Source organism: Burkholderia sp. Ed8 (assembly GCF_040761425.1).
Lineage (GTDB): Bacteria > Pseudomonadota > Gammaproteobacteria > Burkholderiales > Burkholderiaceae > Burkholderia > Burkholderia seminalis.
In genome coordinates this window covers 2,889,350-2,912,288 of the sequence record NZ_CP142886.1, presented here as the reverse complement: position 1 = coordinate 2,912,288, position 22,939 = coordinate 2,889,350, and the positions used below count along the sequence as shown (strand labels likewise).

18 protein-coding genes and 1 pseudogene are annotated in these 22,939 nt (G+C 65.8%); 8 read left to right on the top strand and 11 right to left on the bottom strand.

Annotated features, from left to right (window positions below; genetic code table 11):
- Positions 1-290: 290 nt before the first annotated feature.
- Positions 291-2,117 carry a translational GTPase TypA gene (typA, locus tag VXM69_RS27285; protein WP_006490690.1) on the bottom strand — a complete coding sequence of 609 codons (1,827 nt, stop codon included), beginning with the start codon at positions 2,115-2,117 and terminating at the stop codon, positions 291-293.
- Positions 2,118-2,446: 329 nt separating this feature from the next.
- On the opposite strand from typA, the gene VXM69_RS27280 reads away from it, so the two are divergent.
- The 4 genes from VXM69_RS27280 (at position 2,447) to VXM69_RS27265 (ending at position 7,377) form a co-directional block, all read left to right on the top strand.
- On the top strand, positions 2,447-2,938 hold the full coding sequence (locus VXM69_RS27280) for a MarR family winged helix-turn-helix transcriptional regulator (RefSeq protein WP_367189539.1): 492 nt from the start codon (positions 2,447-2,449) through the stop codon (positions 2,936-2,938).
- An 87-nt stretch (positions 2,939-3,025) separates the two neighbouring features.
- Positions 3,026-4,522 carry an efflux transporter outer membrane subunit gene (locus VXM69_RS27275; protein ID WP_049028401.1) on the top strand — a complete coding sequence of 499 codons (1,497 nt, stop codon included), beginning with the start codon at positions 3,026-3,028 and terminating at the stop codon, positions 4,520-4,522.
- Between the two features lie 52 nt (positions 4,523-4,574).
- Positions 4,575-5,789, top strand: a complete 1,215-nt coding sequence (locus tag VXM69_RS27270) for an HlyD family secretion protein (RefSeq protein ID WP_059557830.1) — start codon at positions 4,575-4,577, stop codon at positions 5,787-5,789.
- 28 nt (positions 5,790-5,817) lie between these two features.
- Positions 5,818-7,377, top strand: a complete 1,560-nt coding sequence (locus tag VXM69_RS27265) for a DHA2 family efflux MFS transporter permease subunit (protein ID WP_034190140.1) — start codon at positions 5,818-5,820, stop codon at positions 7,375-7,377.
- 103 nt (positions 7,378-7,480) lie between these two features.
- On the opposite strand, the gene truB is transcribed toward VXM69_RS27265, so the two are convergent.
- From truB to VXM69_RS27220, 9 genes are all read right to left on the bottom strand, one after another.
- Positions 7,481-8,413: a tRNA pseudouridine(55) synthase TruB gene (gene truB, locus VXM69_RS27260; RefSeq protein WP_034190141.1), complete on the bottom strand. Its 933-nt coding sequence runs from the start codon at positions 8,411-8,413 to the stop codon at positions 7,481-7,483.
- A 13-nt stretch (positions 8,414-8,426) separates the two neighbouring features.
- A complete protein-coding gene (gene rbfA / locus VXM69_RS27255) occupies positions 8,427-8,825 on the bottom strand; it encodes a 30S ribosome-binding factor RbfA (protein WP_034190142.1) in 399 nt (132 codons plus the stop codon).
- Positions 8,826-8,939: 114 nt separating this feature from the next.
- On the bottom strand, positions 8,940-11,879 hold the full coding sequence (gene infB / locus VXM69_RS27250) for a translation initiation factor IF-2 (RefSeq protein WP_034190143.1): 2,940 nt from the start codon (positions 11,877-11,879) through the stop codon (positions 8,940-8,942).
- Between the two features lie 91 nt (positions 11,880-11,970).
- Positions 11,971-13,446, bottom strand: a complete 1,476-nt coding sequence (nusA, locus tag VXM69_RS27245) for a transcription termination factor NusA (protein WP_034190144.1) — start codon at positions 13,444-13,446, stop codon at positions 11,971-11,973.
- On the bottom strand, positions 13,446-13,904 hold the full coding sequence (gene rimP, locus VXM69_RS27240; protein ID WP_011351796.1) for a ribosome maturation factor RimP: 459 nt from the start codon (positions 13,902-13,904) through the stop codon (positions 13,446-13,448). Before rimP ends, nusA begins: the two co-directional genes overlap by 1 nt.
- A 456-nt stretch (positions 13,905-14,360) precedes the next feature.
- On the bottom strand, positions 14,361-16,112 hold the full coding sequence (gene rluB, locus VXM69_RS27235; protein WP_367189538.1) for a 23S rRNA pseudouridine(2605) synthase RluB: 1,752 nt from the start codon (positions 16,110-16,112) through the stop codon (positions 14,361-14,363).
- Positions 16,113-16,172: 60 nt separating this feature from the next.
- Entirely contained in the window at positions 16,173-17,204 is a 1,032-nt protein-coding gene (gene scpB, locus VXM69_RS27230; RefSeq protein ID WP_049028423.1) for an SMC-Scp complex subunit ScpB, read from the bottom strand.
- A gap of 272 nt (positions 17,205-17,476) precedes the next feature.
- Positions 17,477-18,679: a pyridoxal phosphate-dependent aminotransferase gene (locus VXM69_RS27225; protein ID WP_124608017.1), complete on the bottom strand. Its 1,203-nt coding sequence runs from the start codon at positions 18,677-18,679 to the stop codon at positions 17,477-17,479.
- A 75-nt stretch (positions 18,680-18,754) separates the two neighbouring features.
- The gene (locus VXM69_RS27220) at positions 18,755-19,657 is read right to left on the bottom strand and encodes a LysR family transcriptional regulator (protein ID WP_034190148.1); all 903 of its coding nucleotides are present in this window, start codon (positions 19,655-19,657) and stop codon (positions 18,755-18,757) included.
- 431 nt (positions 19,658-20,088) lie between these two features.
- On the opposite strand from VXM69_RS27220, the pseudogene VXM69_RS27215 reads away from it, so the two are divergent.
- Together VXM69_RS27215 and VXM69_RS27210 are read left to right on the top strand one after the other, a co-directional pair.
- Positions 20,089-20,475 (top strand): annotated as a pseudogene (locus VXM69_RS27215) (transposase); the annotation flags it as partial.
- Between the two features lie 211 nt (positions 20,476-20,686).
- On the top strand, positions 20,687-20,938 hold the full coding sequence (locus VXM69_RS27210; RefSeq protein WP_034190149.1) for a hypothetical protein: 252 nt from the start codon (positions 20,687-20,689) through the stop codon (positions 20,936-20,938).
- Between the two features lie 194 nt (positions 20,939-21,132).
- Here VXM69_RS27210 and VXM69_RS27205 read toward each other — a convergent pair whose 3' ends face one another.
- Positions 21,133-21,450, bottom strand: coding sequence for a hypothetical protein (locus VXM69_RS27205; RefSeq protein WP_034190150.1), 318 nt, complete (start codon positions 21,448-21,450; stop codon positions 21,133-21,135).
- Positions 21,451-21,607: 157 nt separating this feature from the next.
- Here VXM69_RS27205 and VXM69_RS27200 point away from each other — a divergent pair, with 157 nt between their 5' ends.
- The gene (locus tag VXM69_RS27200; RefSeq protein WP_226254250.1) at positions 21,608-22,324 is read left to right on the top strand and encodes a YdcF family protein; all 717 of its coding nucleotides are present in this window, start codon (positions 21,608-21,610) and stop codon (positions 22,322-22,324) included.
- A gap of 222 nt (positions 22,325-22,546) precedes the next feature.
- Positions 22,547-22,825, top strand: coding sequence for a hypothetical protein (locus VXM69_RS27195; protein WP_011351789.1), 279 nt, complete (start codon positions 22,547-22,549; stop codon positions 22,823-22,825).
- The last annotated feature ends 114 nt before the right edge of the window (positions 22,826-22,939 follow it).

Below are 22,939 nucleotides of genomic sequence, written 5' to 3'. Positions count from 1 at the left end.
CGAGAAATAGCGGGTTACTCAACCTTCCGCGACACGGCCTGACCGTTTAGCGGATTGCGAATCAAGTCTTGCTTGGAAGGACCTAAAACTTGCGTGCGCGCAGCATATCACAGAACCGATACCGGAGTTCACGGCGAAATGTGCCCGAAAGCACCGCGCGACGGGGTTTTGCCGGATTGCCACGACCCGCGGGAACAGTGTTTTGCAGGTAATCCGGTTGCGCGTCGCGCAGATGCGAAAAAGGCTGCCCGCGGGCAGCCTTTTTCGTGATGCAGCGAACGGTCGAACGCTTAGTCGACCGCGCCTTCGCGGCTCGCGCGGCGACGCTCGTGCTCCTTCAGGAAGCGCTTGCGCAGGCGGATCGACTGCGGCGTCACTTCCACGAGTTCGTCGTCGTCGATGAATTCGACCGCGTACTCGAGCGACATCTGGACCGGCGGCACGAGACGCACGGCTTCGTCGGTACCCGACGCACGCACGTTGGTCAGCTGCTTGCCCTTGATCGGGTTCACGACGAGGTCGTTGTCGCGGCTGTGGATGCCGATGATCATGCCCTCATACAGCGCGTCGCCCGGCTTCACGAACATGCGGCCGCGATCCTGCAGCTTCCACAGTGCGTAGGCCACGGCCGCGCCGTCGTCCTGCGAGATCAGCACGCCGTTGCGGCGCTCGAAGACCGAGCCGTCCTTGACCGGTGCGTACGAATCGAAGATGTGGCTCATCAGGCCCGTGCCGCGCGTGAGCGTCAGGAATTCGCTCTGGAAGCCGATCAGGCCACGTGCCGAGATCTTGTATTCCAGACGCGTGCGGCCGCGGCCGTCCGACGCCATGTCGAGCATTTCGCCCTTGCGGCGGCCGAGTTCTTCCATCACGCCGCCCTGGTGTTCGTCCTCGACGTCGACCGTCAGCAGCTCGTACGGCTCGTGACGCACGCCGTCGATTTCCTGCATCACGACGCGCGGACGCGACACGGCCAGCTCGTAGCCTTCGCGGCGCATGTTCTCGACGAGAATGGTCAGGTGCAGCTCGCCGCGGCCCGACACTTCGAACACCGTTTCGTCGCCCGTGTCCTTCACGCGCAGCGCGACGTTGTGGTTCAGCTCCTTCATCAGGCGGTCGCGGATCTGGCGGCTCGTCACGAACTTGCCTTCGCGGCCCGCGAGCGGCGACGAGTTGACGAGGAAGTTCATCGTCAGCGTCGGTTCGTCGACGGTGATCATCGGCAACGCTTCCGGCGTGTCGACCGCGCAGATCGTCGCGCCGATGCCGACGTCTTCAATACCGTTGATCAGCACGATGTCGCCCGCTTCGGCCGATTCGACCTGCACGCGCTCAAGGCCCTTGAACGACAGCACCTGGTTGATCTTGCGGTTCAGCACGTCGCCTTCCGGGCCGAAGCGCATCACGACCGGCTGACCCGGCTTGATGCGGCCGCGCGTGATGCGGCCGACGCCGATCCGGCCGACGTACGTCGAATAGTCGAGCGACGTGATCTGGAGCTGCAGCGGCGCTTCCGGATCGGCCGGGCGAACCGGCACGTGCTCGAGGATCGCCTCGAACAGCGGGCGCATGTCGCCTTCGCGCGCGGCCGGGTCGAGCGACGCGTAGCCGTTCAGGCCCGACGCGTAGACGATCGGGAAGTCGAGCTGCTCCTCGGTCGCGCCGAGCTTGTCGAACAGGTCGAAGGTCTGGTTGATCACCCAGTCGATGCGCGCGCCCGGGCGGTCGATCTTGTTGACGACGACGATCGGCTTCAGGCCGAGCGCAAGCGCCTTCTTCGTGACGAAGCGGGTCTGCGGCATCGGGCCTTCGACCGCGTCGACCAGCAGCAGCACCGAGTCGACCATCGACAGCACGCGCTCGACTTCACCGCCGAAGTCCGCGTGGCCCGGGGTGTCGACGATGTTGACGTGCGTGCCTTCGTATTCGACCGCGCAGTTCTTCGCGAGAATCGTGATCCCGCGCTCCTTTTCGATGTCGTTCGAGTCCATCACACGCTCGGCGACTTGCTGGTTGTCGCGGAAGGTGCCGGACTGGCGAAGCAGTTGGTCGACGAGCGTCGTCTTGCCGTGGTCGACGTGAGCGATGATGGCGATATTGCGAAGGGCGCGGGTCATAGAAACCTGGAAATCGTTTGAACGCGCAAACGCGCCCGCTCGTTTTCACGGGCGCGCGCTGTTGCAGCTTGGAAAGCCTAACATTATAGCACGCGAGAATGTCGAGAGCTGACGGACACGTCGCGACGCGACAAAACCGGGCCCGCCAGCCCTGCCCGTGAACCGGCGAAGCGATCGAATGCGCCGTCGCCCGGCACACCGCAAAACCTTGTCCCCGAGAGGGATTTTCGCACCGCGCAGCGCGCCCTTTGCCGTTCGATTAACATTTGCCGCGGCAAGCAATTGTGCCTATACTGCTGCCTAGTCAACTATTGCAGCTTCAGGGTTTTATGCCGGATTCCTCTACCCAACCACCCGTCTCGTCGCTGTCCTCGTATCAGATGAACGACAGCGTCGGTTATCTGATGTCGCGCGTGAAGTCGGTGATGACCAACCTCGTCACGCAACGCACGCAGGAAGAGCTCGGCATCACGGGCACGCAGGCGAGCATGCTGTTCATGATCGCGGTCGGCAGGTGTTCGACGGCCGCCGAGCTCGCGCGCGAATACGGGATCGATGCGAGCGCGGTCACGCGCCTGCTCGACCGGGTCGAGAAACGCGGCCTGCTGTCCCGCGTGCGCAGCATCGAGGACCGGCGCGTCGTCCGCCTCGAACTGACCGATGAAGGCCGCGCGCTTGCCGAACAGCTGCCGCCCATTTTCCGCAGCGTGCTCGATCAGGTGCTGGACGGATTTACGCCGGAAGAAGTCGGGTTCCTGAAGAGCATGCTGCGCCGCATTCTCAGCAACTATTGCGAGACGGCCGGCGGCAGCCTCACGTAATAGTTGCCATAACAATTACTTTTGACAGTTTATTGTAAGGAAATCCTTGCAGTGTCCATCATTCATTCCGAGTCAGGGGTCAGCGCGATGAAGTCCTCCCCGTTGTCCGTGCGCGGCGGGTCGTGCCGCGCCGCCGTCGCCGCCGCGGTCGCCGCATTCGCACTGGCGGGCTGCGCAAACTACATCGGCATCAAGAGCGACAAGCAGATCGCCCCCGCATCGCAATTCGAGTCCGCGCAGAGCCTCCCGGCCCAGGGCGGCCAGTGGCCGGCGCTCGACTGGGCCAGCCAGTTCGGCGATCCGCAACTGCCGAAGCTGATCGACGAAGCGCTGCAAGGCAATCCGTCGATCGCCCAGGCGCAAGCGCGCATCGCGAAGGCATCGTCGTACATCGAATCGTCGCGATCGAACCTGATGCCGAAGGCCGAAGCCAGCTATTCGTGGACGCGCGAGCTGTACTCGTCGAACGCGCTGTTCCCGCCCCCGTACGGCGGCCAGTGGTACAGCGAGAACAATGCGCTCGCGAGCGCGTCGTGGGAACTCGACCTGTGGGGCAAGAACCGCGAACGCCTGCACACGGCCGTGTCGCAGGAAAAGGCCGCCGAAGCCGACATGCAGCAGGCGCGCATCACGCTCGCGTCGTCGGTCGCGCGCACCTACAACTCGCTCGCGCAGCTCTATGCGCTGCGCGACATCGCGCAGCGCGAGATCACCAACCGTGAGACGGTGGGCAAGATCACCGACGGCCGCGTCTCGGCCGGCCTCGACACCAACGTCGAACGCCAGACGGCGCGCGGCAACATCGCGACCACGCAGGCTTCGCTGTCGGACCTCGACGGCCAGATCACGACGGTGCGCTACCAGCTCGCCGCGCTGCTCGGCAAGGGTCCGGATCGCGGGCTGCAGATCGCCGCGCCGGTGATGAACCCGACCGGCGACGTCACGCTGCCCGGCAACCTGCCGGCCGATCTCGTGTCGCGCCGCCCCGACATCGTCGCCGCGCGCTGGCAGGTCGAAGCCGCGATGCACGACGTGAAGGAAGCAAAGGCCGAGTTCTACCCCGACGTGAACCTCGCGGCCGGTTTCGGCTTCGATGCGTTCGGCTGGGGCAAATTCCTGAACTTCGCGAGCCGCCAGGCGCAGTTCGGCCCGGCGATCCACCTGCCGATCTTCGATGCCGGCGCGCTGCGCGCCCAGCTCAAGGGCCGCTACGCCGACTTCGACCTGTCGGTCGCGAACTACAACCAGACGCTGATCAGCGCGCTGAACGACGTCGCGACGCAGGTCGCGTCGATCCGCGCGGTCGATCGCCAGATGGGCGACGCCCAACGCGCGCTCGACGCATCGACGCGCGCGTACGATCTCGCGGTCATCCGCTACAAGGCCGGCCTGTCGCCGCAACTGCAGGTGCTGACGGCGGACAGCAACCGCCTCGCATCGGAGCAGACGGTGACCAACCTGAAGATGCGTCGCCGCGACATGCAGCTCGCGCTGATCAAGGCACTGGGCGGCGGGTTCGACGCAACCGGCACACCGCTCGCCGCGCCCGACGCCGCCACGCCGAACAAACAGGCCGCCAACTGAGCCGGCGCCACCACTACGCAGACACTCGAAATAACGGACGGAGAAAATCGCCATGAGCGACCAACAAAACGCCGCCAGCGCGCAGCCACAGAACAACGGCAAGCGCAAACGAATGATGACGCTGCTCGTCGCGGTCATCGTGATCGCGGCCATCGCATACGGCCTGTACTACTTCCTCGTCGCCCGCTTCCATGAAGGCACCGACGATGCGTACGTGAACGGCAACGTCGTGCAGATCACGCCGCAGGTCACCGGCACCGTGATCGCCGTGAAGGCGGACGATACGCAGACGGTCAAGTCCGGCGACCCGCTGGTCGTGCTCGACCCGGCCGATTCCCAGGTCGCGCTGCAGCAGGCGGAAGCGAACCTTGCGCAGACGGTGCGCCAGGTGCGCGGCCTGTTCGTCAACGACGACCAGTACCGCGCGCAAGTCGCGCTGCGCCAGTCCGACCTGTCGAAGGCCCAGGACGACCTGCGTCGCCGCCTGGCCGTCGCGCAGACGGGCGCCGTGTCGCAGGAAGAAATCTCGCACGCACGCGACGCGGTGAAGGCCGCGCAGGCGTCGGTCGACGCCGCGCAGCAGCAGCTCGCATCGAATCGCGCGCTGACCGCGAACACGACGATCGCCTCGCACCCGAACGTGATGGCCGCCGCCGCGAAGGTTCGCGACGCCTACCTCGCGAACGCGCGTAACGTGCTGCCGGCGCCGGTCACCGGCTACGTCGCGAAGCGCTCGGTGCAGGTCGGCCAGCGCGTGTCGCCGGGCACGCCGCTGATGTCGGTGGTGCCGCTGAACGCCGTGTGGGTCGACGCGAACTTCAAGGAAGTCCAGCTGAAGCACATGCGGATCGGCCAGCCGGTCGAGATGACCGCCGACATCTACGGCTCGTCGGTCACCTACCACGGCAAGGTCGTCGGCTTCTCGGCCGGTACGGGCTCGGCGTTCTCGCTGCTGCCGGCGCAGAACGCGACCGGCAACTGGATCAAGGTCGTCCAGCGCCTGCCGGTGCGGATCGAACTCGACCCGAAGGATCTCGACAAGCATCCGCTGCGCATCGGCCTGTCGATGCAGGTCGACGTGGACATCAAGGACGAACGCGGCGACCAGCTCGTCAACGCGCCGAACACCGTCTACGAGACCAACGTGTTCGCGAAGTACGGCGACGAAGCCGATGCCGAAATCGCACGCATCATCGCCGAGAACGCAGGCGGCAGCGCGTCGGCGCCCGTCGCGGCGAAGTCAGGCAGCGCCGCGAAAATGATGTAACCGTTCCGACTCCGGAAAGACAACCCACATGGCACAGGCTCCTGTCTCCCATCCGCCCCTGCAAGGCGGACAACTCCTGCTCGGGACGATCGCGGTATCGCTCGCGGTGTTCATGAACGTGCTCGACACGTCCATCGCGAACGTCGCGATCCCGACCATCTCGGGCGACCTCGGCGTGTCGTCCGACCAGGGCACGTGGGTCATCACGTCGTTCGCGGTCGCGAACGCAATCTCGGTGCCGCTGACCGGCTGGCTGACCGACCGTTTCGGGCAAGTCCGCCTGTTCCTCGTGTCGATCATCCTGTTCGTCATCTCGTCGTGGATGTGCGGGCTGGCGCCGAGCCTGCCATTCCTGCTCGCGTCGCGCGTGCTCCAGGGTGCCGTCGCGGGCCCGATGATTCCGCTGTCGCAAGCGCTCCTGCTATCGAGCTATCCGCGCGCGAAGGCGCCAATGGCGCTCGCACTATGGGCGATGACGACGCTGATCGCCCCCGTCGCGGGCCCCATTCTCGGCGGCTGGATCTCGGACAACTATTCGTGGCCGTGGATCTTCTACGTCAACATCCCGGTTGGCATCGCCGCCGCCGCCGCGACGTGGGTGATCTACCGGAGTCGGGAGTCGGCCGTGCGCCGTGCGCCGATCGACGGCGTGGGCCTCGCGCTGCTGGTCGTGTGGGTCGGCTCGCTGCAGATCATGCTCGACAAGGGCAAGGATCTGGACTGGTTCGCGTCGACGACGATCGTCGTGCTCGCGCTGACCGCTGTCATTGCTTTCGCGTTCTTCGTGATCTGGGAGCTGACCGCCGAGCACCCGGTCGTCGACCTGTCGCTGTTCCGTATAAGAAACTTCACCGGCGGCACGGTCGCGCTGTCGATCGGGTACGGCCTGTACTTCGGCAATCTCGTGCTGCTGCCGCTGTGGCTGCAGACGCAAATCGGCTACACCGCGACCGACGCCGGCCTCGTGATGGCGCCGGTCGGGTTGTTCGCCATCCTGTTGTCGCCACTCACCGGGAAGTATCTGCCGCGCACCGATCCGCGCTTCATCTCGACGGCGTCATTCCTCACGTTCGCGCTGTGCTTCTGGATGCGTTCGCGCTACACGACGGGCGTCGACGAGTGGTCGCTGACACTGCCGACGCTCGTGCAGGGGATCGCGATGGCCGGCTTCTTCATCCCGCTCGTGTCGATCACGCTGTCCGGCCTGCCGGGCCACCGCATTCCCGCGGCGTCCGGCCTGTCGAACTTCGTGCGGATCATGTGCGGCGGCATCGGTACGTCGATCTTCCAGACCGCATGGGATCATCGGAACAACTTCCACCACGCGCAACTGGTCGAGCAGGCGAACCCGTACAACCCGACGTTCAACCAGGCCGTCACTCAAATGGGCAATCTCGGGCTCACGCCCGAGCAGGCACACGGCCTGATCAACAACATGGCCACGCAGCAGGCTGCGCAGCTCGGCGTGAACGATCTGTTCTACATTTCGGCGGCGATCTTCGTGCTGCTGATCGGACTGATCTGGATCACGAAGCCCGAACGCGCGGGCGGCGGCGATGCCGGGGCGGCCGCATCGGCGGCGCACTGAACGCCCAAGCCGGAATACCGACGCACCAAACCAAAAAGCCCGGTCGTTTCGACCGGGCTTTTTCTTGTTCGGACGCCGACTGGGGCGCACGCGCGCCGTAGCGTCATGCAGCCGTCACGACGAGCCGTTCCGGTGCCAGTACACCATTCGCCTTGCGCGCCACGCCGAGCAGCCGCGTGGCGTCGTATACACGCACGCGCTCGCCGTCGGCCGCCTCGATCGGCCCGAGCTCCGACAGCGGCAGGCGCTGGCCGTGCAGGAACCGCTTCGCGGACGCATCGTCGAGACGAACCGCCGGAAACGTCGACAGCAACGCATCGACCGGCTGGAGCCAGGCATCGCGTGCCGCTTCGGCTGCATCCGACAGCGCATCGAGCGTCACCGCATGTTCGAGCGTCAACGCACCGACGCCCGTACGACGCAGCATCGTCAGATGCGCCCCGCAACCGAGCGCCTCGCCGATGTCTTCCGCGAGCGTACGCACATACGTGCCCTTGCTGCAGGTCACGCGAAACGTCACGTCGGGCAGCTCGCAAGCGAGCAGTTCGAGCGCATGAATCGTCACGTTACGCCCTTCCCGCTCGACGGTCTGGCCCGCACGCGCGTATTCGTACAGCGGCTTGCCGTCGCGCTTGAGCGCCGAATACATCGGCGGCACCTGCACGATCTCGCCGGTGAAGCGCACGAGCGCGGCTTCCACCGCCGCCCGGTCGCATTCGACCGGCCGCGTGTCGATCACGTCGCCTTCCGCATCGCCGGTAGCCGTGCGCTGGCCAAGACGCATCGTCGCTTCGTAGGTCTTGTCGGCCTCGAGCAAGTCCTGCGAAAACTTGGTCGCCTCGCCGAAACACAGCGGCAGCAGGCCCGAAGCCAGCGGATCGAGCGTGCCGGTGTGGCCGGCTTTCTTCGCGAGGAGCAGGCGCTTCGCGCGAATCAGCGCATCGTTGCTCGACAGGCCGACCGGCTTGTCAAGCAGGAGGACGCCATCCAGCACGCGCCGGGGCACGCGCGGACGTTGGGGTGCTGCATTCGTCATAGGCCGGTCGAACTCAGTCGTCCTTCGCGGGTGCGTCGGCCTCGTCGTCGTCCTTCGCGCGCGTCGAGTTCGCTTCCTTGATCAGGCGCGACATTTCGACGGCCTTCTCGATCGTCTGGTCGTAATGGAAATGCAGCGTCGGCACCGTATGAATGTGCAGGCGCTTGAACAGCAGGTTGTGCAGGTGACCCGACGCGTGATTCAGCGCCTCCTGCGTCTTTTCCGGATCGCCGGTGAGCGCGGTGAAGTAGACCTTCGCGTGCGCGTAGTCCGGCGTGAGCTCCACGCTCTGGATGGTCACGATGCCGATACGCGGGTCTTTGACCTCGCGCATGATGAGTTCGGACAGATCGCGCTGAATCTGGTCGGCGATCTGAACGTTGCGATTGGGGGAAGTGCGTTTCCTGGACATGATCGATCCGTGATCCGTTTTTCAGGATGAAGTGGCGGCCCTTGTCGGCACGCCACCATGAAAATGGGCGGGACAGGCCCAAGCCTGCCCCGCCCATGAGCCGATGCGCGACGATTACAGCGTACGCGCGACTTCGGTCACTTCGAAGACTTCGAACTGGTCGCCTTCGATGACGTCGTTGAAGTTCTTCACCGACATACCGCACTCGAAGCCCTGCTTCACTTCCTTCACGTCGTCCTTGAAGCGCTTCAGCGATTCGAGTTCGCCCGTGAAGATCACGACGTTGTTGCGCAGCACGCGTACCGACGACGAGCGCTTGACGATACCGTCCGTGACCATACAGCCAGCAACCGTACCGACCTTCGGCACCTTGAAGACCTGACGGACCTCGACCATGCCGGTGATGACTTCGCGCTTCTCCGGTGCCAGCATGCCCGACATCGCCGCCTTCACCTCATCCACTGCGTCGTAGATGATGTTGTAGTAGCGGATGTCGATGCCGTTCGCCTCGGCCAGCTTGCGCGCTTGTGCATCCGCACGCGTGTTGAAGCCGATGATGACCGCCTTCGATGCCGTCGCGAGGTTGACGTCGTTTTCGCTGATGCCGCCCACCGCGCTGTGCACGATCTGCACGCGCACTTCGTCGGTCGACAGCTTGAGCAGCGACTGCACGAGCGCTTCCTGCGAACCCTGCACGTCTGCCTTGATGATGAGCGGCAGGTTCTGCACTTCGCCTTCGCCCATCTGCTCGAGCATGCTTTCCAGCTTCGCGGCCTGCTGCTTCGCAAGCTTCACGTCGCGGAACTTGCCCTGACGGAACAGCGCGATTTCACGCGCCTTGCGCTCGTCCGGCAGCACGATCACTTCCTCGCCCGCGCCCGGCACTTCCGACAGACCCTGGATTTCGACCGGGATCGACGGACCGGCTTCCTTCGTCGGCTTGCCGTTCTCGTCGAGCATCGCGCGAACCCGGCCGTAAGCCGTACCGGCCAGCACGATGTCGCCGCGGTTCAGCGTACCGGACTGCACGAGGATCGTCGCGACCGGGCCTTTACCCTTGTCGAGCTTCGCTTCGATCACGATGCCCTTGGCCGGTGCTTCGACCGGTGCCTTCAGTTCCAGCACTTCGGCCTGCAGCAGCACGTTCTCGAGCAGATCGTCGATGCCCGCGCCCGTCTTGGCCGACACCGGCACGAACGGCGAATCGCCACCGTACTCTTCCGGCACGACGCCTTCCGCGACCAGTTCCTGCTTGACGCGATCGGGGTTCGCTTCCGGCTTGTCGATCTTGTTGATCGCGACGACGATCGGCACGCCACCCGCCTTCGCGTGGGCGATTGCTTCCTTCGTCTGCGGCATCACGCCGTCGTCGGCCGCCACCACCAGCACCACGATGTCGGTCGCCTTCGCGCCGCGTGCACGCATTGCCGTGAACGCTTCGTGACCCGGCGTATCGAGGAACGTGATGACGCCGCGCGGCGTATCGACGTGATACGCGCCGATGTGCTGCGTAATGCCGCCCGCTTCGCCAGCGGCAACCTTCGCGCGGCGAATGTGGTCGAGCAGCGAGGTCTTGCCGTGGTCGACGTGACCCATGACCGTGACGACCGGCGGACGCGGCAGTTGCTCCGCATCGGTACCGGTTTCGCCTTCGACCAGCAGCGCCTCCGGATCGTCCAGCTTCGCGGCAACCGCGCGGTGGCCCAGTTCCTCGACGATGATCATCGCCGTTTCCTGGTCCAGCACCTGGTTGATCGTGACCATCTGGCCCATCTTCATCATCACCTTGATGACTTCGGAGGCCTTGATCGACATCTTGTGCGCGAGATCGGCAACCGACACGGTTTCCGGCACGTGCACTTCACGAACGATCGGTTCGGTCGGCGCCTGGAACGACGATGCGCTGTCCTGGTGACGGCCGCGCCCCTTCGGGCCGCCGCGCCAGCCGCGGTCGACGCCGCCGCTCGAATCGCCGCGCGTCTTGATGCCGCGACGCTTCGCCGCGTCGTCCTGCCAGCCGCCCTTGCCTGCGCCCGGCTTCTTGTTGCGGTCGCCCGCGCCTGCCGGCGCCTGCGTCGTGGCCGGGGCCGCGGCACCGGCCGGCTTCTTCACGGCCGGACGTGCCTGCGCGCCTTCCGGCTTCGCCGGCTTGTGCAGCGTGCCCTTCGCTTCGGCCGGCTTCGGCGGCTCGACCGGCTTCGGCGGCTCGACTGCCTTGACCACGGCCTTGCGCGGCGTGTTCATCATTTCGCGGATCGCGCGTGCCTCGGCTTCTGCCGCCGCGCGACGCTTGCTGATCTCTTCCTGCTCGGCGCGCGCCTTGTCCGCCGCCTCGCGGGCTGCGTCCTCGGCCTTCTTGGCCGCTTCGCGCTGGGCCGCACGTTCGGCGGCCGCGCGCGCTTCGTCCTGCGCGGACTGCTCGGATTGCGCGGACTCCACGCTGGCCGTTTTCTGCTCGGCCGCGGCGGCCTGCTGCGCTGCCACCTGCTGCTGCGCCGCAGCGGCTTCGGCCGCGGCACGCTTCGCCGCAGCTTCTTCCTCCGCGCGACGGCGCTCGGCTTCAGCCGCTTCCTCGCGGGCGCGGCGTTCCGCCTCTTCACGCTCCAGGCGTTCCTGGCGCTCGCGCAGTTCCTGCGCCTGCTTCTCGAGCAGCTCGGCCTCGCGGCGCGCTTCTTCCTCGCGACGCTTCAGTTCCGCATCGTCGTCCGCTTCGGCGACCTGCGCCTGACCCTGTTCCGCACCCTCGTTCACGTCGTCGCGCTTGACGAACGTGCGCTTCTTGCGGACCTCGACCTGAATGGTGCGAGCCTTGCCCGTCGCGTCAGATTGCTTGATCTCCGACGTATGCTTGCGGGTCAGCGTGATCTTGCGCTTGTCGCCGTCGGTTGCGCCGTGCGACTTGCGCAAATGATCGAGCAGACGCGCCTTGTCCGCTTCGGACAGCGCATCGTCTTCACTCGCTTTCTGGACGCCCGCTGCCTGCAGCTGTTCGAGCAGCACACCAGCAGGCATTTTCAGTTCCGCGGCAAATTGGGCTACGTTGTTACTCGCCATTCATTCCTCTTAGTGCAAGGACCGATTCCTTGCGGTTAGCATCGGGTCAGGCCATACGGCCGCCATCAAATCAGTGCGCCATGGTCATTTCTCACTGGAACCAATGTTCACGTGCTTTCATGATCAACGCCTTAGCGGCATCCTCTTCCATTCCGGTCAGGTCGACCAGTTCATCCACTGCAAGCTCGGCGAGATCGTCCCGCGTCTGCACACCGTGTTCGGCCAGCTTCGCGAGCAACTCCGGCGTGATGCCGTCGAGGCTCTTGAGATCCAGCGCTGCGTTCTCGACCTTTTCTTCGTTCGCGATGGCCATCGTCAGCAGCGCATCGCGTGCGCGGTTGCGCAGCTCGTGCACGGTGTCCTCGTCGAACGCTTCGATCTCGAGCATTTCGTTGAGCGGCACGTAGGCGATCTCTTCGAGGCTCGTGAAGCCTTCGTCGATCAGGATGTCGGCAACTTCCTCGTCGACATCGAGACGCGCCATGAACAGTGCACGCAGCCGGTCGCGCTCTTCACCCTGCTTCAGGGCGGATTCGTCCGGCGTCATGATGTTGATCTGCCAGCCGGTCAGTTCACCGGCGAGGCGAACGTTCTGACCGCTGCGGCCGATCGCGACAGCCAGTTCGTTCTCGTCGACGACGACGTCCATCGAATGCTTTTCTTCATCGACGACGATCGACTGGACAGCTGCCGGCGCGAGCGCGCCGATCACGAACTGGGCGGGATCCTCCGACCATAGCACGATGTCGATGTTTTCGCCACCGAGCTCGTTGCGCACGGCCTGCACGCGCGAGCCGCGGATGCCGACGCAGGTGCCGATCGGATCGATCCGCTTGTCGTAGGCGATCACGCCGATCTTCGCGCGCACGCCCGGGTCGCGGGCAGCCGCCTTGATCTCGAGCAGGCCCTGCTCGATTTCCGGCACTTCCATCTCGAACAGCTTCATCAGGAACTCGGGCGCCGTACGCGACAGCTCGATCTGCGGGCCGCGCGCGGTGCGGTCGACCTTCGCGATGTACGCGCGCACGCGGTCGCCCACGCGCAGGTTTTCCTTCGGGATCAGCTGATCGCGGCGCAGCAGCGCCTCGACACGGCCCGATTCGACGATGAAGTTGCCCTTGTCGAGGCGCTTCACCGTACCCGTCATGATCTTTTCGCCCCGCTCGAGGTAGTCGTTCAGGATCTGCTCGCGCTCCGCGTCGCGCACCTTCTGCAGGATCACCTGCTTCGCGGCCTGCGCGCCGATACGACCGAACTCGATCGACGGAACGGGTTCCTCGACATATTCGCCGACTTCGACGTCGGGATTCTGCTCACGTGCCTCGAACAGCAGGATCTCGCGATCCGGCTCCTGCAAGCCTGCCTCGTCGGGCACGACGAGCCAGCGACGGAAGGTTTCGTGCTCGCCGCTTTCGCGATCGATATGGACGCGGATTTCGGCGCCTTCGTCGAACAGCTTCTTGGAAGCGGAAGCGAGCGCGGCCTCGAGGGCGCCCAGCACCACATCCTTGTCGACGTTTTTCTCGCGCGCCAGCGCATCCACCAGCATCAACACTTCGCGACTCATTATTTGCGGCTCCTAAAGTCAACTTGCGGAATCAGGCGGGCTTTGTCGATATCGGCCAGCGTGAAATCCAGCATGGCTGCCTCGCCCTTCTTCCCCTCAAATTCCAAACCGATCGTTTCGCCATTCGGCGCGTGCAGAATGCCCCGGTACGTCTTGCGCCCGTCCAGCGGCTTTTTCAAGGTCACGGAAACTTCGCTGCCGGCGAAGCGCTCGAAGTCGGCCAGCTTCTTCAACGGGCGGTCGAGCCCCGGGGACGAGACTTCGAGCCGTTCGTAATCGATGTTTTCGACCGTCAAGACGTGCTGGAGCTGACGCGTGACCTTTTCGCAATCTTCGAGCGAGATGCCGGCAGGCTGATCGATATAGATGCAAAGCATGCCGCGCCCGGTGCGCTCGAGATCCACCAGCTCGTAGCCGAGCCCGGTGACCGTGGTTTCTATCAGTTCCGTCAGTTGCACAGTGTCCTCTCAGGTGTTCGCGCCCGCCGCTCGCGATTCACCCGCGGGCGCGCGCCTTAGCCGGCGCAGGAAGCGCTACCCGAGATGCCTAACCGTTTCAGCAAAAAAAAATGGGCGGAACGCCCATCTTTCTTACTGGTGGTCGCACCTGAGCCGCACATTGAATCCGTACGCCCAGCGACTCCGCGATTATAGCGATTTTTGGCGCAAACGCCAAGCCAGCCGGTAAAAGCAGCGCGTCGCGCGCTTTTACGGACCAAAAATGCGAAATCGGGTTACCCGATCCGCCGGCACGATCCTGTCAGACCGGCGACCGGTTGCCGACTGCGAGGCAGCGGCACGCGACATATCTATGGTCGAAAGCGATCGGCGCAATGCGCGGTGCCGGCAAAATCGGCGGAATGCCGATCGGGCCGGCACGCCGGCGGCTGTGCGCCGCCGCGCGCCGACATGCGTTCAGCGGCTGCGCGTACGGCTGCGCTGCGGACGCTGGCCGCCGCGCTGACCACCGCCGTTGCCGGCGCCATCCGCCCGATTGCCGTTCGGATTGCGATTACCGCCGCCCTTGCCGCCGCCGCGCTTGCCGCCCGCGCCTTCGCGCTTGGGGCCCGCGCCGTACGACGCGCGATTGCCGTCGACATCGCGGCCGCCGGCTCGGTTGCCGTCGCGACCGCCCATGCCACCACGGTTGCCGTCACGGCCACCGCCGGTACGATTACCGTAGCCCGACGGCGAAACCGGCAGACTGCCGTAGCCGCTCAGGCCGGGCAGCCCCGGCACGCCGCGCCTGCCGCCACCGCGGCGCGGCTGGTCGAGTTGCCCATGCGTCGTCAGCACCGGCTCACGGCTGATGAAACCCATCGACGTCTCCATCGGATCGGGCTGACGGCGTTCGGCCTGGCCAGCCCCGCCGCGCTTGCCCTTCTCCTCGGTCGGCGCCTTCAGGCCGACCGTCGCCATCAGCTTGCGCACCTGCGCGTCGTCGAGCTCTTCCCAACGACCGCGCTTCAGGCCGCGCGGCAGCGGGATCGGGCCGTGACGCGTACGGATCAGGCGGCTCACCATCAGGCCGACGGCCTCGAACATCCGGCGCACTTCGCGGTTGCGGCCTTCGGCCAGCGCGACGTGATACCAGTGGTTCGTCCCTTCGCCGCCGCCGTCGCGGATACGCAGGAAATTCGCCGGACCGTCATCGAGCTCGACGCCGTGCAGCAGCTTCTGCCGCATCCCTTCGGCCAGCTCGCCGACGACGCGCACCGCATACTCGCGCTCGACGCTGTAGCGCGGGTGCATGAAGCGGTTCGCGAGATCGCCCGAAGTCGTCAGCATCAGCAGACCTTCGGTATTGAAGTCGAGGCGACCCACCGCAAGCCATTTCGCCGTCTTCATCGGCGGCAGGCGATCGAACACCGACGGACGGCCTTCCGGATCCGCGTGGCTGACGATCTCGCCCGTCGGCTTGTGGTACAGCAGCACGCGCGGCGGCTTGTTCGGCAGCTTGCGCTTGACCGGCTTGCCGTTGATCCGCACCTGGTCGGTCGGCATGATGCGCTGCCCGATGTGCGCGGGCTCGCCGTTCACCGACACGCGGCCGGCGACGATCAATTCTTCCATTTCGCGGCGCGAGCCCATGCCCGCCTCCGCCAGCACCTTGTGAAGCTTCGGCGCGTCGTCGTCCGGCGACAGCACGCGCTTGTTCGCCGGCTGGTTGCGGCCGCGGCGCAGCATCGGCGCACGCACGCCGCTGCCGCCCGCGGAGTTGTCCGCGTCGAATGCAGGCGACGTCACGTAGGCGAACAGCTCGTCCTGGGACGCATCGCCCTCCGCCTTCACCGGGCCGCCCTCAGCCTTCGGCGCACCGCGCCGGCCCTGACCGCCCTGGCCAGCCTTGGCCACGCCTTCGCGTTTGCCGGCCGGCTTGCGCCCCCCCTTGGCCGCACCGTCCTTGTTGCGCGGCGCACGCGCCGGCTGCGCTTCGGCCGTCTCGGCCGGCTGCGCATCCGCGCCTTCGCCGCCCGGCTGCTCGCCTTCGGCGCCCTTCGACTTGGCTGCCGCGCGACGCCGCGCGATCAGGCTGCGCGGGCCGCGCCGCAAACCGCGGCGGGGACGCTCGTCGCCACCGGCCGAAGCATCCTGCTCCGGCGCATCGTCGGCGCGCGCCGCCTGCACGGCAGGCGCGGACGATTCAATATCGTGGATATCAGTCAAAACAACCTCAAAATGTCAGGTCTCGCGCCCGGCGCGGGCGCGGCAAGATGTTGGCCGCGATCAGGCGCGACGCTGTTCGGGTTCTGCTTCGTCGTCCGGCAACGCGTCGGCGCCGATGGGCGCGCTGGCGCTTCGTACGGCATCCGCGAGACTGTCGGACGTGTCGTCCAGCATCTCGTCGTCCGCGGAACGGGAACGGGACGCGTTGGCCTGGTCAGCCTCGCCGGGCGTGACGCCGGCCGCTTCCGCTCCGTCTCCGGCAGCCGCTTCGGCGGCCGGCTTGCGATCTTCCTCACCCCGATCCGCACGCGGCGGCTCGGACTGCACACCGGTCGGCACTGCTTGGGCGCCCACCTGTTCCGTTTGTTCCGTGTGCCCGCGATCAGCCTCGAGCGTATCGCGACCCGGAATTTCCTGCGTCGACGCACCGTCGGCCGCAGTCGCGGCATCGTCCGGCAATTCGACCGATGTTTCATCCGCCAGCGCCTGCGACGGATCGCCCGCCGCGTCGTCGGCAACCGGCACATCCCCGTCGAAATCCATCGCCTGCTGCGCGAGCAGCGCGGCCTCGATGTTCGCGGCCGGCTCTTCGAGCGCAGGCAGATCGTCGAGCGCCTTCAGGCCGAGATCGTCGAGAAACTGCTTGGTCGTCGCGTACAGCGCCGGGCGTCCCGGCACGTCACGATGGCCGATCACCTCGATCCAGCCGCGATCCTCGAGTTGCTTGACCACCTGCGTGTTGACCGTCACGCCGCGAATCTCTTCGATGTCGCCGCGCGTGACGGGTTGCCGGTACGCGATGATCGCGAGCGTTTCGAGCACCGCGCGCGAATACTTCGGCGGCTTCTCGGGATGCAGGCGATCCAGATAATGACGCATCGCCGGCTTGCTCTGAAAGCGCCATCCGGTCGCCAGCGCCACCAGCTCGACGCCGCGGCCGGACCAATCCTGTTTCAGATCTTCGAGCAACGTGCGGACCGTGTCAGCCGACACGCCGTCGGCAAAGAGCTTGCGCAAATCGCCGAGCTTCAGCGGTTCCTGCGCGCAGATCAAAGCAGTCTCGAGGACGATCTTCGCCTCTTGGGTATTCATGCAGCTAGGCCAGACCCTGTGGTCAAACGAACCGGATCAACAAACAGACGAAAGGAACGGAAGACGCGCTCGCCCGATTCTGATCGGTCATATTGATGGGAGCACGAACCGGGGGCGGCGAACCAACTTCAGGCCAGGCCCAAACCGGACGGAACAGCACGGCTCAACGACGGAGCCGCGTGACTGAGCGCCATATTACGCAAAATTGCCCGGTGCGTAAAGATGAGCCGAGCGGGCCGCCGCCAGTACGGCGCGCGCGCTCCGGCCCTGCTTCAGCGGGCCGCCGAACCGTGCGCGAGGAACCGGCGCAGCCGCTCGACGCCCGCGTCGAGCCGGGCCGGATCGCATGCATAGCACCACCGTACGAAGCCCTCGCCCTCCGGGCCGAACGCCCGCCCGGGCGCCAGGCCGATGCCCGCCTCGCGCACCAGCGTCTTGCAGAACGCGAGACTGTCGGCCGCGCCGGGCAGCCGCAGGAACAGGTACATCGCACCCGGCGGCGGCGGCACCTCGACGTCCGGCAACGTCCGCAGCGCGGCGACCAGGTGATCGCGCGCGTCGCGCAGTGACGCGACGAACGACCGCACGAACGGCTCGCCGTCGCGCAGCGCAACCTCGCCCGCGGCCTGGACGAAGCCCGGCGCGCACGACGTGTTGTATTCGACGAGCTTCGACAGGTCGCCCATCACCGACGCCGGCGCGACAAGCCATCCGAGCCGCCAGCCCGTCATCGCCCACGCCTTCGAGAACGAATTCACGACGACGACCCGTTCGTCGCGCGTGGCGATATCGAGAAACGACGGCGCGCCGCCCGCATCGAACGCGAGCCGTTCGTACACTTCATCGGCGACCAGCCAGATGCCGTGCCGGCGACAATGGGCGAGCACGGCCTGCTGGTCGTCACGCGACATCGTCCAGCCGGTCGGGTTGTTCGGCGAATTGATCAGCAACATTCGCGTCTCGGGCGTCAGCGCGGCCAGCAGCCGCCCGACATCCAGCCGCCAGCCCGCGTCGCCATACCCGAGCGGCACGCATTCGACCTGCGCGCCGAGAATCTTCGGAATTTCGACGAGGTTCGGCCATAGCGGCGTGACCGCGACGACACGGTCCCCGGGACCGACCAGCATCTGCGCGGCCAGCATCAGCGCGCTCACGCCGGAACTCGTCACGGCCACCGTGTCGGCCGCCGTCGCGCCGTGGCGCGCGCCGACGTAGGCCGCGATCGCCGCGCGCAACGGCGCGGTACCGAGGTTGTGCGTGTAGAAGGTCGCGCCGTCGCGCAACGCGGCCGCCGCGGCGTCGCGGATGAAATCCGGCGTCACGCGATCGGATTCGCCGAACCAGAACGGCAGCATGTCCGGCACGCCGAAGCCGGCGTTCGCCACTTCCCGGATCAGCGACGGACGCAGCGCCTGCACCGCGGCGCGTGCCGCCGGCTCGCCGGTCACCGCAAGGAAATCATCGGAATGCACCATCGAGAACCACCGCCGAGGAACACGATCCGCGTAGTGTACCGGCCCGCACACCCGGCCGGTGCAAGTCGGCGCGCGTCAGTCGAGATCCTCTGCCCGCGCCGGCATCTGCCGCACGAGTTCCCAGATCGCCTGGGCCGCGGGCGACAGCGACCGGTCGCGGCGGCGCACCAGCTCGACCGTCCGCTCGGTGCGCGGCGTGAGCGGCCGCGCGACCAGTGTGGAGCCGGCCGGCAGCGGCAGCGACAGCCACGGCTGCACGCTCACGCCGACGCCCGCCTCGACCAGCCCGAACACCGTCGCCGAATGCCCGAGTTCCTGCATGACCGTCGCATTGACGTGATGGGCGGCCAGCGCGGCGTCGATCAGCGGCCGGCTGCCCGACGCATGGTCGAGCAGCACGAGGCGCTCGCCGTCCAGCGCCGTCCACGGCACCTCGGCCCGTGCCGCGAGCGGATGATCGGCCCGCGCGACGAGGCAGAACGAATCGGTCATCAACGGTTCGCACACGAGATCGGCGACCGTCAGCGGACCGATCACGACGCCGAAGTCGACTTCGCTCGACTTCACCTTGCGCAGGACGTCGCTTTGCACGTCGTCGCGCAGGCCCAGCGTCACGAACGGGAACTGGCGCTCGCACGATGCGACCACCCGCGGCATCAGACGGCAGGCGATCGTCGGGCTCGCCGCGACGATCACGCGCCCGCGACGCTGCTCGCCGATCTCGCGAATCTCGCGCAGCGTGTCGTCGAGATCGTCGAGCAGGCGCGACACGCTGGCGATCAGGTTCGCACCGACATCGGTCAATTGCACGTCGCGCGTCGTGCGGTCGATCAGCTTCAGCCCGAGTTCGGCCTCGAGCTCGCGCACGCAGCGGCTGACCGCGGATTGCGTGAGCCCGATCTCGTCGCCCGCACGGCTGAAGCTCTTGAGCCGCGCGACCTCGATGAATACGCGAAGCTGGCGCAGCGTGACGTTCATTTCCCGCCCTCATCAATCGTCGATATCGATGCACGATTTTAATGCACGAATCCGGGCTCGATGGGCGAATCCGACCCTCATCGCGCATGTTTCGCTGCGGTGCAATACATTCGCAAACGCACGTGGTACGGGCGAACTGCACAAGATTGGTGATTGTCCCGATTTGCTGGCGGGTTATTTTGGCGTCTTATACGCCCCTAGCTGACTTAGCCGTTAGCTCGCTGCCAAGCGGCTCTCAAGGGAATCACCTCTGACATGGCACGCTTCGTGCATTACCTTGCGCACAGGGCGCAGGTTTCGTCGGACGGAAGAGTAGAAACGCCGCTGCCGGCCAACCGGACGCCCCCACCCGGCACTCGACGATCGAGTGCTTGAAGAGTGCGCGGCGCAGGGCAGCGCACCGGAGTTAGCTTCGCTGAGGTGAGGACATGATGCTGTTCGACGATTTGAGAGATAACGAGTGGGCGCTGGTCGAGGGTCTGTTTTGCTCGGAACCCGCACGGAGTGAACGGCGCGGCCGTCCCCGCGTGGAAGCCCGCTCGGTGGTCAACGCCGTGCTGTGGGTGCTGTCGACGGGTGAAGGCTGGTCGAAGCTGCCGGGCCGCTACCCGTCGCCGCCGACCTGCCGTCGCCGCTTCGACGAATGGCAGGCGGACGGTACGCTCGCCGAAATCGTGAAGCGACTCGGCACGAGCGGCCGGCAGATCTCGCTGCGCGGGCGCATCGGCGCGAGCGCCGCGAAGCCGCCTGCACCGCCGAGCCGCGACCGGCTGCGCGGCGCCTTTTGGACCAACCCGGAATCCTGGCGCGCGCCCGTCAAGATGGCGTAACGCATGCTCGATCGGGCGGCTTCGGCCGCCCGGTTTCTTTCTGCGGCGCGATCTTTTCGCGACGCCTGCCTTGCCGTCGATTACCGTTGTCGTGCCGCGATACAACTATTTACCAATATTTACAGCAAGCCTGCACTCCCGCGCTTACCTTAGCGACATATCAACAGGCCGCATCGACGGCTTGAAGGGAGCCCCCGCCATGAGACCAATGTCACTGCTCGTTGCATGCGGCATTGTCATGTCCATGGCGCTGACCGCTCCAGCCCATGCCGACGATCGCACGAAGCCGCCTCACCGCCAGCAGGATCACCGGAATACGCCGCGCCAACCGCCGTCCGCCAACGCGCCCGGCCGGCAGACCGTGCCGCGCGGCGACCTGCGCGGCGATATCGCCAGCAACGCGCGGGCGCGCATCGGCTCGCAGCCGTCCGACGTGCCGCGTCATCCGTAGTCCTGCCGATTTCAGGCATTCGCCAAAGAAAGTACCCACTTTCGGGAACTGCGCCGCAAGCGACGAGTCACATCGTTGCCATGAGCACAGCGTGGCAACAGCAAAAGTATCCGGTACGCCCGTATCCTCGCGATACGGGCTTTTTTTTGACATGACCGCTCGCGCGGCGACGCACGCGCCGGGAGGCTCCGCCGCTACAAGCGGCTTTCGAGAATCGCCACGGCGCTCGCTTCGCTCAATGCGTAGTCGTCCATGCGGCGATCGGTCCAGGAAAGTAATTTCTCGTCGCGCTCGAGGCGCGAGAATTCGGCTCGACCGGTTTCGGTCAGTACGGCGATGTCGACCGGGGCATGAAAGCCCGGCGCGGGCGCGACGGTCTTCTGCCTGACCGTGTCCATCAGCCCGAGCGAACGGAGATACTCGAACACGCCCGGGCGGCGTGCCCACGGTACCTGGCGGTACTGCACTCGTCTCAATGCGTCGAGCACCGCTTCGTTGGAATACGTGGCCATCTCGATTCTTTCTTAAAGTGCAGCGACAATGCGAAGCGGCGCGCCGGGCGGGGTCTCCGCCCGCCGACACCGCCACCGATTCTGGAGGCCGACGTTCGGCGTCGCTTCAGGGCCGGATCGTCAGCCGTCCATAAAAAGACACCATACCCCAATCAAATTGATTCTGTTCGATTCATTTGTACTTCTCTTCATCGGTTTCATGCTCTGCCGCAAGCGGCGGAGAATCATCTCGATCGCCGCGATTGCGCTGTTCTGGCTGCTCGCAACGGGTTGGCTCGCCGCGCCGCTGATCGCCTGGACCGAGGCCGGCGTCACACCGGTCGAGCACCCGGTCATGCACGGGCGAACCACACTGATTCTCCTCGGCTCCGGCACGCGCCGCACCGACAACGGGCTGCGCGCGCCGCCCGACGGCGCCGCGCGCATCCACAAGGTTGCGGCGCTCTATCGCATGTGTCGACAGCAGGCCGAGCGTTGCACCGTCGTGATGTCGGGCGGCGACCCGCAGCATCACGGCGAAGCCGAAGCAGCCGTATACGGGCGCCAGCTCGTCGCGGAAGGCGTTGCTCCCACCGACCTCGTTCTCGAACCGGACAGCCGCACGACCTACGAAAACGCGAAATTCACTGCATCTATACTACGCTCACAGTATGACGACGCACGCATTCTCGTCACGTCGTCGTACCAGATGCGCCGTGCGTTGCTCGATTTCCGCCGGTTCGGCATCGATCCGCAGCCCGTCTATGCGAACCGCCGGCTTGCGCAAACAGGCTGGCTGCCACGCTGGCGCAACCTGGCCAATGCCGAGCAGGCGCTGCACGAACTGGTCGGCATTGCGCAATTCCACGTGTACCGGTGGCTCGGCTGGTTTTGAAAGTCTGCGGGGAAACGGGCACGGACGGAGTGAATCCGACCAGAATGGCATGCGCATGACGAAGTACACGAAGTGTTGCGCGACTTCAACGGGGCCTTGCGTCGCGCCGCGATCCGGTGCACATTGATCCGTCACTTTTGTTACACTCGACACGCACTCGATTGCAGTCGCCAGACAAAACGGCAACACTCGGGTTCATCACCACTTAGCGGAGGTAAAGCAATGAAGAAGACGTCCCTGGCTATCCTGGTAGCGATGTCGGCGCTGACTGGCGCAGCGTATGCGCAAGAGAGCACGGAAATCAAGACGATTACCGATCCGGCCAAGATCTCCGAGATCGAGCAACGCGCACAGGCGCTGCAACAGCAGCAAGCGGCCGAAGCCGCTCAGCCGGCGATGCAGGAAGAGCATCACCACGGCAAGAAGGCTGCTCATCACAAGGCAGCAGCGAAGAAGGCCGGCAAGAAGGCAGCCAAGGCTGCAGACGCTGCCAGCCAGTAAGTTCGGCGGCATCGCACAAGTAAAAAGCCGAATCCGGGCAACCGGGTTCGGCTTTTTTGGTTGCGGCGCCTGCGCGCTGTGCTAAAGTCGCGCACCGAAATTTTCCACCCGTGC